Source organism: Flavobacterium sp. (assembly GCF_035760125.1).
GTDB lineage: Bacteria > Bacteroidota > Bacteroidia > Flavobacteriales > Flavobacteriaceae > Flavobacterium.
The window spans coordinates 1-9,711 of record NZ_DASTTN010000444.1 but is presented as its reverse complement, the minus strand read 5'-3'; the positions used below and the strand labels follow the sequence as shown (position 1 = coordinate 9,711).

At 29.4% G+C, this 9,711-nt stretch carries 9 protein-coding genes and 1 tRNA gene; 6 read left to right on the top strand and 4 right to left on the bottom strand.

The window, feature by feature from the left end; translation table 11 throughout:
- The 3 genes from VFS71_RS15790 to VFS71_RS15780 form a co-directional block, all read right to left on the bottom strand.
- Nucleotides 1–994 (bottom strand): hypothetical protein (locus VFS71_RS15790; protein WP_326402462.1); only part of this gene is annotated, 994 nt, incomplete at its 3' end.
- A gap of 21 nt (nucleotides 995–1,015) precedes the next feature.
- Nucleotides 1,016–1,186: a hypothetical protein gene (locus tag VFS71_RS15785; RefSeq protein ID WP_326402460.1), complete on the bottom strand. Its 171-nt coding sequence runs from the start codon at nucleotides 1,184–1,186 to the stop codon at nucleotides 1,016–1,018.
- A gap of 2 nt (nucleotides 1,187–1,188) precedes the next feature.
- The gene (locus VFS71_RS15780) at nucleotides 1,189–1,947 is read right to left on the bottom strand and encodes an enoyl-CoA hydratase/isomerase family protein (RefSeq protein ID WP_326402459.1); all 759 of its coding nucleotides are present in this window, start codon (nucleotides 1,945–1,947) and stop codon (nucleotides 1,189–1,191) included.
- 128 nt (nucleotides 1,948–2,075) lie between these two features.
- Between VFS71_RS15780 and VFS71_RS15775 the strand changes: the two genes are divergently transcribed.
- Nucleotides 2,076–2,152, top strand: a tRNA-Ala gene (locus VFS71_RS15775).
- A 195-nt stretch (nucleotides 2,153–2,347) separates the two neighbouring features.
- Here VFS71_RS15775 and VFS71_RS15770 read toward each other — a convergent pair.
- Nucleotides 2,348–2,587 (bottom strand): helix-turn-helix transcriptional regulator, encoded by a 240-nt coding sequence (locus VFS71_RS15770; RefSeq protein WP_326402458.1) that lies wholly within the window; start codon nucleotides 2,585–2,587, stop codon nucleotides 2,348–2,350.
- A 177-nt stretch (nucleotides 2,588–2,764) separates the two neighbouring features.
- On the opposite strand from VFS71_RS15770, the gene VFS71_RS15765 reads away from it, so the two are divergent.
- The 5 genes from VFS71_RS15765 to VFS71_RS15745 all read left to right on the top strand — a co-directional run.
- Nucleotides 2,765–3,379, top strand: a complete 615-nt coding sequence (locus VFS71_RS15765; RefSeq protein ID WP_326402456.1) for a hypothetical protein — start codon at nucleotides 2,765–2,767, stop codon at nucleotides 3,377–3,379.
- A gap of 91 nt (nucleotides 3,380–3,470) precedes the next feature.
- The gene (locus tag VFS71_RS15760; protein ID WP_326402454.1) at nucleotides 3,471–4,463 is read left to right on the top strand and encodes a hypothetical protein; all 993 of its coding nucleotides are present in this window, start codon (nucleotides 3,471–3,473) and stop codon (nucleotides 4,461–4,463) included.
- Between the two features lie 801 nt (nucleotides 4,464–5,264).
- Nucleotides 5,265–6,968 (top strand): DNA (cytosine-5-)-methyltransferase, encoded by a 1,704-nt coding sequence (locus tag VFS71_RS15755; RefSeq protein ID WP_326402451.1) that lies wholly within the window; start codon nucleotides 5,265–5,267, stop codon nucleotides 6,966–6,968.
- 6 nt (nucleotides 6,969–6,974) lie between these two features.
- Nucleotides 6,975–8,642, top strand: a complete 1,668-nt coding sequence (locus VFS71_RS15750) for an NERD domain-containing protein (protein ID WP_326402448.1) — start codon at nucleotides 6,975–6,977, stop codon at nucleotides 8,640–8,642.
- A partial coding sequence (locus VFS71_RS15745) for a hypothetical protein (protein WP_326402446.1) occupies nucleotides 8,633–9,711 on the top strand: 1,079 nt, incomplete at its 3' end. The genes VFS71_RS15750 and VFS71_RS15745, both read left to right, overlap by 10 nt.

The following is a 9,711-nucleotide window of genomic DNA, read 5'->3' as shown; positions in this document are numbered from 1 at the left end:
CAATAATTTTTTTAAAAAGTCCTTCTTCATAATTTTTTAAATTGAATTCATCAAGATCATAAAAGATAATTTCTTTTGGATTTTGAGTTGTATTTTCTTCAAGATCATCTGCCATTTCGAGCAAATCGTTTTCTGATATTGTTTCTATTTTTATTTGATCATTTTGCTTATAAAAAACACCGTCTTTAAAATTGGAACTTGCAATGGTAAACCAATTCTTTTTTGTAAGAACAAAACTACGGTTATTTTTTAAATTATTGATGTCAATTTTGTTTCTTAAACCAATTATTTTCCCATCCCTTATATGAATGCCCCAGGAATAAATAGGCAGTGCAATATCTATAGGTAAAGGATAGTTTTTTAGACTTGATAAATAACGATTTGCAATGTCTAAATCGTATATCGAATTTAAGGAATCGGTTGCTATTTTACCCATATTGTAGTACATCAATACGCCTCGATCTACATTTGGGATTTTTGTTTTCTTGAAATATTTTATTTGATGGAGTCGAATGGTTGCCGATAGTTTTTTATTGGAAACCTTTTTAAAAGCTTCTATAAATCGCAAGTAATTGTCTTTGCTATCCAGCGTCCAGTCACAATCGATTTGGATTTCCTGAATGGCAATATTATTTTTTGAGTTGATTTGTTGAATGAAACTATTTGTTTTTTGAGCCAAATCCAGCACATTTAACTTCTTATCCAACATCACCTTGTTTTTGATGTAAACCACAGGAATAATCTCAAAACCGGAAGTTACATCTTCGAAACGGATTGGAGTTCTTGGAAACGGTTTTTGAGTTTGCGGACTTAAGTCAATATCAAAATACCGAATATAAAGTCTCTTAACTTCGTTTGCAGTCAAGGTATTTTTTTCTTTTGGCGAAAGCCTAAAAACAGTTTTCCAGTAATAAAAAGATATTTTAGGTTGTTCCTGTTGTTGGCAGGAAATAAAGAGACAGAGAATGACACCAAAAAGAATTATTTTTTTCAAAGAGAAGTTGTTTTTTATGGATTACTCTTTTCTGTTTTTGGCACGATTGTATGTCCAATAGGCTAATAAAACCAATATAATAAATGGTAAGTAGGAGCCGATAAGAACACCTATTTGATAGCCTTCATTGGGAGCGTTTTTAATTTTTTCGTCAATATTTACCTTTTGAAGGAGTAAAATGAAAGCTGTCATTGTTATTTAATTAATGCGTTTCTTGTAAAATCGGATAGAACTAGTTTGCCAGAAATGGAAGCTCTTTCTTTTAATAGTTTGTCCCAATGCGCTGTTCCTTCCCAAAATACTTTTTTCATTTCGTAAAGAGCTTCTGGATTGTAATGGGACAGTTTTTTGGAGAAAGCGGTTACTTCTTTGTCTAGTTCTTCCTGAGTTTCCAGTACCTTGGCATATAATCCTTTTTGATGAGCCCAAGAAGCTGTTTTCCATTCGTGTGCAGCTAAAGTCATTTCGGCCATTGCTGTTTTTCCAATTTTTCGGGTTACGGCAGGTTCAATAACAAAAGGACCGATTCCGATTGCCAATTCCGACAATTTGATGGCACTTTCTTGGGTTGCAATTGCATAATCACAGGCTGCAATAATACCAACACCACCGCCTACAGCTTTGCCTTGAATGCGCCCTATGATTATTTTTTTACAAGAGCGTATGGCATTGATCAAATTGGCAAATCCAGAAAAAAAGCGGGTACCTTCATCAAGAGTGCTTACTGCTAGTAATTCATCAAAGGAAGCACCTGCACAAAAAGCCCCAACACCCTCGCTTTTTAAAACAATTACTGAAATTTCGAGATTATCACTCAAAAAAGTAAGTTCATTGGTCAATCGATCCAACAATACTCTTGGAAAAGAGTTGCTGGCGGGATGACCAAATTGCACCATAGCGATTTTGTTTTCTATGGTTGTTAAGAGAGTTCCGTTTTTATCAGATGTAAGCATAAGGTGTATTTTGATGTAAAGTTAAAAAAGTAACTGAAGCAAAATGCTATTTTTTTTGGATTTGAAGAATAGTCTTTTTGAAATTTGCATATTCCTATAATTATATGTTATATTTGCGCCATCTAACTGGGGGATTAGCTCATTTGGCTAGAGCGCTTGCCTGGCAGGCAAGAGGTGACCGGTTCGAATCCGGTATTCTCCACCACTAATTATCAAGCACTTATGTTGAAAAACGTAAGTGCTTTTTTTATGCTTGTTGCACACAATTTGCACACAACTTTTGAAAAGATATAATAAAAGCCACTTAGTAATCTCCAAATTTTATATTCATCCAAAAATAGTGGTATTTGCAAAACAGCCTTAAATTCTACAAGTTAACTGAGTTTTATTTTTTGATATTTTATTGATTTTTAAAAAGATCATTTACCTCTATATTAAGGGCATTAACAATTTTTAGCATTGTACCTACTTTCATTTCTTGTTTCCCTTTAATGTATTTTCTTAGATTTTCAACATCCATATCAGCATCGTGTGCAACTTCTCTAGTTTTTAACCTTTTTTCTTTGATAATTTCCTCAATACGCTTCCCTAAAAGGATAATTTCTTGACTCATTTCTGATTTTCGAACTCTTTTTTCCATAATTGGAAAATTACTTGCGTCTGATTAAATAAATAGGATTGCATTGATCAGGTTGTATTCAACTGTTTTTTTATATATTTGAAAAATATACAGATGATTCTAAATTAAAAAATAATGATACTATTTAGTAACACCTGAAAAGAAAAAGGAGTTTTTAATTATTTAAATATTACAATTATGGGATTTTTTAATTCGTTAAAAGGTCAACTTGGTAGAGATACTGGTAGAGCTATTTCAAATAAGATTTATGGCGACAGACATGCAACTAAATATCAAAGAGTTGGTTCTTCTAATGGTGGAAGAGCAAATTCAAATGATGTAAAAGCAATTTTAAGAGAAGAAAAAAAACACGAGCTTAAAATTCTTGAAAAAAATCAAGAATATGCTGAAATTGAACACAATCGGGAACAATTAAAAGAAACTAACTTACAATATGAAAAAGATATTGCTAACATAATTTCCATAAAAATCCCGCAAGAAAAAGAAGATTTAATTGATTCTTTACACGAGCTTTCGATTATTATTTCTGCGAATCCGTGGAAGAGTGTTATGCAAGACGAGAATAAAATAGCAAATAGATATGTGGATGCAGTATATTCAAAATATATACAACACCTACATACTTTAAAAATAAAATATCCATTAGAATCTGAAATAATTCACTTTGAATTTCTATTAAAAAAAATTGATAAAGATGCTTTTCGAGGAAAGTATTCACAGGTTTTTTTAGCAATTTGTTTTTTTATTGTCCTAGGAATTGGGAGTTATTTAGCTCACATTTATAAAGTATAATGACAGCCAGTAAAGTCCCTGACTTAGTTCCTCTCACCCCAATATTACTTGACTAAAATAAAATCAACAATTCCATTATAAATCAACAAAAATGAAAAAAATTATCTACACAATTGGATTGTGTTTAGTGTTAACAATACAAACAAACGCACAAAAAACAGCACCACAAACTGAAAAAACTGTTGATGAGCTTTTAATTGCTATAGATTCTAAAAAGTCGGCAAATGAAAACGATATAGAATATTTGGAAAGAGTGACCGAAAATTTAAGATCGAAGTATTATAAATTAAATGACGATGAACACAAAAAAGTAAGCCATTTTATCGATATTACAACGTCACAGGCTTTTAATAAAATTTTTATAAAACTTACCGATGAAAGTGATATTAAATTTATTGAAAGGGTAAGTAAATCTGATAGCCGTATTTTTTCGTATAACGATATACAAAAAATTAAAGATTCAGTTATTGTTTTTGGTAATAAATATTTCAATGCAAATTACGGTAAAGTTGATGGAGAAAATTATACAAAATACCAAGACAGATTAATAAAAAGACAAAGAGAATTTGGTAACACTTACGGTTACAACAAGATTTATTATTTGTTTGAAGAAAAAATTTCCGAAATAGGTAAATTGGTTAATATAGAAACAGCCGAATTCTATCAAAGACAAAAAGATTCCATAACAACAGCTAAAGAAAACAACTTTAACTTAACTCACCCAAATTATGAAAACAATTGCACCAAACTTAAAGCTAAATACATTGCAATAGTTAATGAAGGTGCTAAAGTCGGCAATGCGTTAGCTTCAATAGAAAGTAAATCATCTAATATAAGCCACGATGCTTTTGGTCAAGCATTTTTTAACAAAACCAAAGTAAAAGGTAATGATAAAATAATGTATAATTCCTTGGTCACAAAATTAAAGAACTTGGAAGCGTCTTGGATGAAGTTACAAAATATAGAAGATAACGATACATCACTAAATAAGTGGATGTATATTGATGCTATGGTTGAGTCTGATTTAGTAGATGTTAGAACCATAATGAAATCAAATGCACAAAACACACAATTAATTAGATAATGAGTTGCAGTTGTGATTTGTTTTCAAAATTGAATAATTGCTCTTAATTACCTGATGATTGCGTTTTTGTTTTGTCTGTTTTCAAAACCTTGCAAACACACGCTTTAATTTCTGGATATGTAAAAAAAAACCATCCAAGATTTTGGGTGGTTTTTTTATTTTTTTTAGAAATGGAATAATTATATTAGCGAAAATATAAAAGCGTAAACAAATCTTTGTTGCCCTACTAGACCAACAAGTTAAATGGTACAAAGTGTTAATTTTAAATACTTTGTGCTTTTTTTACTGTATCAATCCCGATAAATTCCTGATTTTTTTGGGTTTAAGTGCGAATAATCAACGAATTGACTTCAACAAGGGTATTTTGCTGTCGAGTTTTGTAACGATCGCAGCGTATTGCTGAAATATTAATCAGTCGCTACAAGCAATTTATCGAAAAACAATTCGGTAAGCTACATCACCACCAAATTATTGGCTTCGGAAATTGAAAATCATTATGGTAATAAACTTCGTTCGAGAATGAGAAGAATGTTCAATATCATCACTTTACAAACAGTTCGGAAGACAAGCGATGAATTGAACTCAGTAACGATTACAAATTATTTAAAGCAATGGCGAATCATAAAATAGATTAATTACAACTCTTTTATTTCGAAAAAATGAATTAAAGTATTGCTATTCAGCTAGTACTATTGCTTTCCAATTAGTCTAAACTTGTTCGTAAATTGAATAGGTTTATTTATTAAAAAAAATTAAATTTACAAGTTGTGGTTCATACAAAAAACTCTTGAATAAAAATAAATGAATAAATTATCAGTTATAGATTTCTTTTGTGGCGCTGGAGGTTTTTCCGAAGGTTTTAGACAAATGGGGTTTGAAATCAAACATGGTTATGATCATTGGATGCCAGCTATTGATACATTTAATCATAATTTTAATTTAGAATGTCAAGTAAAAAACATTTTAGATTTCAAAAAATCAATTGAAGAAATTGAAAATCTTCCCGACACTGATATAATAATTGGTAGCCCACCTTGTGTAAGCTTTTCAAGTTCAAATAAATCAGGCAATGCAGACAAATCACTCGGGGTTGAATTAACAGAAACATTTTTAAGAATAGTAGCTGTAAAGAAACATCAACCAAATTCCATATTGAAAGCCTGGTTTATGGAAAATGTAGTTAATTCAAAGAGATACTTACAAACCCAATATACTTTTAAAGATTTGGGATTAACTGAATGGGCAAATAAATTCCGAATTAGTCCATTAAAAATTGCCATTGATTTATTTGAAAACACTTCAGTAATCAATTCAGCCGATTACGGCTCAATTCAGTCAAGAAAAAGGGTTATCTCAGGTGAAATTATTAAAAAGAATAAATTAATTATACCCTTACCAACTCATCAAAAAAAGAAAACTGAACTCAGTTTGCCACTTTATAATTCTATCAGCCTAATAAAAAGAAATTTTCCTTCTCCTTTTGAAAAAAAGAGTAGTGTTAAAATTAAAGACATTCAATATTCAATAGAACTAGAACAAAACAAAATTACGGATCATTTCTACGATACAGGTGTATATGAAGCAGCATGGCGGTTTTCAAAACATTGGAAAACAAATCACCCCTTTATGGGAAAAATGTCATTCCCAGAAAACGAAAATAACCCAAGCAGAACTATTACCGCTACTAAAATTGCAAATTCTAGAGAATCAATAATTTATAAATCTGAAATTAATAGAAAAGGTGACGGTGAATATAGACTGCCTACAGTTCGTGAAGCAGCTATAATTATGGGGTTTCCAATAACTTATCAATTTATTGGATCTGAGAATGCAAAATGGCGATTGGTTGGAAATGCAGTTTGTACTTCTGTAAGTAGAGCATTTGCAAAAACTGTTATTAGTTCTTTAAATATTAAACCCGAAAAAGATTTAATTGTCAATAATTTTCCAAATTTGAATGGGGTATTAAACCTTAATAACTATAACAAAAAAAATTTTGACAATCCGCCTATAAAAAACAAAGATGCTAGATGTAGATGGCAACCAATTAAGGAAGGGAATCTTACAGTTACACTTTCTAATTATAATATTGAAAAAAATAATAAAACGGATGGAAAGTGGAGAACATCAATACAATATGGAACAGGAAAAGGATTTCCCATACAACACATTGAAGATGGATATTTTAAGAAACTTGAATCAATAATTTCAAAATTTAAAGGTGGAAATGATTTTTTAGATGTAATTAACAATGGATTTTCCAAAAAAATTGGAGATGCTCAAAAACTTCAAAAAATGTTTGAAAACCAAAAATCTGAAGGTAATTTTTTGGAACCCACTCGACTTGTTGATGAAGTAGGAAATATTATTCGAAAAGTTATAATTGATAATCCTGATTTTGTTCAAATTAATACTACTGTATTTCTTAAAAAGTGTGTACCTACCAAACAACTTTTTGCTTTATATGCTATTAATAAAATTGCAACAATCGCTAATTCAAACTAGAAAAAGATGCCAATTCACTTCATTGATAATTATGCAAAGCAAAATTTAGAAGCTGTTATTATTAATCAAGATGGAAATACTCTATTTGGCGAACTATGGTTATATAAACAGTTTCTATCCTTTAATGAAAATAAATTCGTTATGGATGAAATTTGGTATTTTAAACATAATTATAATTTATCAACTCATCCATCTAGCAAGAGAAAAGTAGAAGGTCAAGTTGATTTTCTTCTTCTTACTAAACAGGGTTTATTAATAATTGAAGTAAAAGGTGGCGGACTAAGAGTTGATGAAAATGATTGTTATTTCTCTTCGGGTGAAGGGCAAGAATACGAAACTCAGAATCCCTTTACTCAAGCTAAGGAATATGTTCATACTTTTAAAAAACTAATTGATTCTTCTGTTTTTGTTTACAGAGCAGTGGTTCTTCCACATGAAGCAGGTTTCATTTTAAGAAGTCCTCAGCTAATTGGTTATAAAGATATATTCTTTTCAAAAGCAGATATTACTGGTCTGGATGAAAGGGCTATTCAAAATAAATTTTTCAAATTTATTAGCGAATTAGGAAAAAAAGCAAGAATTAGAACTATAAAGGAACTTTATCCTGATTTAACTGCAGATGTTATTTCTAAAAAGGCATATAATCAATACCCTGAATTAGGTTCAAAAGAGTTAAAACGTCTAAAGGCTGAATTATTTCCAACACAAACTACTTATGGTTATAATCCTGATAGGATAAATGCAGAATTAATTTTAAAAGAAAACTATGAGGTTCTAAAAGGGTTAAGTCGCAACAAAAATATTATTGTACAAGGAGCTCCGGGCACTGGAAAAACTGCATTAGCAATAAAATTTTTGGCAGAAAATTTATTAAAACAACAAAAAGGGATTGTATACTGTGCAAATAAATTAATTAGGTCTAAATTAGAACATATCATTCTTAATGATTATCAATTAGATCCAAACAACATAAAATTTAGAATATTTTCGGATGTAGTGACTCAAGATAGTGTAGCTATAGATGTTGATTTTTTAATATTTGATGAGGCACAAGAGTACTTTGATAAAGGTTTATATGATTTCATAGAGAAATTAAATTCAAAACTTGACAAACCTAAGATTTTGGTGTTATATGATCCTGACCAGGCTATTGTATCTAGCTTGAAGGAATTAGATTGGTATACGGATTTCTTTGTAGAAATTGGGTATACACATTTCTATTTTGATAAGAATTATCGCTGCGCCCAAAATATAGAAATAGGAGAAATATCAAATTGCCTGTTGTATAATGAATATGGCAAAATAAAAAGCAAGTATAAAAGCAGTTTAATTTATGTAGAAGATTTAAAGCAAAAGTTAGAATTATTTAGCTTTATTTTAAGTGAAGTACAATTTACAAGTTCAGAAAAAATTATTCTAGTACATAGCAATTTGATTGAAGATTTTACAAGAATAGTTAGTGATTACTTTAATAGAGAAATTGAAGAATTAACTGAAGCCAACATTAATATTTCTTCAAATAAAGTTAGATATACCACTCCTATTAAATATAGAGGCTTAGAAAACGAATCGGTTTATTTAATTGCTAAAGAATTAAATGATAGTGCCAAAGTTCAGAATTATATAGGAGCAACAAGAGCAATGAATTCACTTAGAATTATTTTATGGAAGTAATATTTAATAAAATACACGATGTGGTTCTTGAGGCCTTAGAAATTCAGGATAAAAGACCTTATATTTTAGAAGTAATTGGTAAGTGGTATTACAATTTTTTGACATCAAATCAAGAACAATTATCTCTTTACATACCTTGCTATGATGAAGAGTCATTAAAAATAATTTACGATTATGTGCGTCTATTTTCCCTTACCAATAGACTATTAAAAAAGAATGCGGTTACTAATTTTGATGGGACTTGTCTCTTGAATATTTTTGATTATAATAAAAAAAGAAATAACTTTTATTCTGGAAGATCAACAATTGAGTTTGTAAAAAAGGAAGGCAATTCCTTAGTATGGTCAGATAATATAGTAGTTGGAACAAATAGATTTTTGCCAATATTTAAAAAAGAACAAATTGAAAATTCTCATTGGGGGGATACATATAATACTTTTAAGTTATTTAAAGCTATAAGTAATCAAGGATTGATAAATCATTCGATTTTAATTGATTTTAATTTGGATTTATGTCTTTCTATAAATACTGGAGAAAAAATAAAACCTGATGAATATATTCTCTTCAAAACATTAAAATATGATTCTGATATGTCTGAAGAAGATGTTATTGAATATGAAGAAGAGTCATACGATCAAGATATTGTAAATCTCATTACAATAAAGTATCCATATCATAAAAACATCCATGGTTACCTTTTAGATATAGGAAATAAGAAGTTTGATTTAAATATTAATTCTCGGTTTTGTTACAATACATTACAAGAAAATGATATTATTTTATTACCTGAAGAGATAAAACCTAACAATGATATCACGCCTGTTTTATTTCCTAATTTCAAAATATTTAACACCAATCATAGTTTAGAAATCTTCAAATCATTAAATAAATTTAAAGATCAATGGAATGAATACGAGTTTAATAAATTTACTAATCCATTTCCAAAATATTGGTTTTTATTTATCAATCAATCACTTCCAAAAGAGGATTGGTTTGAAATGTTTATAATAGATTATCCTTTAGTAGCGGAAAAACCGATAATTAATGAAATTAAAAAAATAATATATTT

What these genes read in the sequence shown, in the direction of transcription:
- VFS71_RS15785 (WP_326402460.1), bottom strand. Translation starts at nt 1,186, where the DNA reads ATGACAGCTTTCATTTTACTCCTTCAAAAGGTAAATATTGACGAAAAA.
- VFS71_RS15780 (WP_326402459.1), bottom strand. Translation starts at nt 1,947, where the DNA reads ATGCTTACATCTGATAAAAACGGAACTCTCTTAACAACCATAGAAAAC.
- VFS71_RS15770 (WP_326402458.1), bottom strand. Translation starts at nt 2,587, where the DNA reads ATGGAAAAAAGAGTTCGAAAATCAGAAATGAGTCAAGAAATTATCCTT.
- VFS71_RS15765 (WP_326402456.1), top strand. Translation starts at nt 2,765, where the DNA reads ATGGGATTTTTTAATTCGTTAAAAGGTCAACTTGGTAGAGATACTGGT.
- VFS71_RS15760 (WP_326402454.1), top strand. Translation starts at nt 3,471, where the DNA reads ATGAAAAAAATTATCTACACAATTGGATTGTGTTTAGTGTTAACAATA.
- VFS71_RS15755 (WP_326402451.1), top strand. Translation starts at nt 5,265, where the DNA reads ATGAATAAATTATCAGTTATAGATTTCTTTTGTGGCGCTGGAGGTTTT.
- VFS71_RS15750 (WP_326402448.1), top strand. Translation starts at nt 6,975, where the DNA reads ATGCCAATTCACTTCATTGATAATTATGCAAAGCAAAATTTAGAAGCT.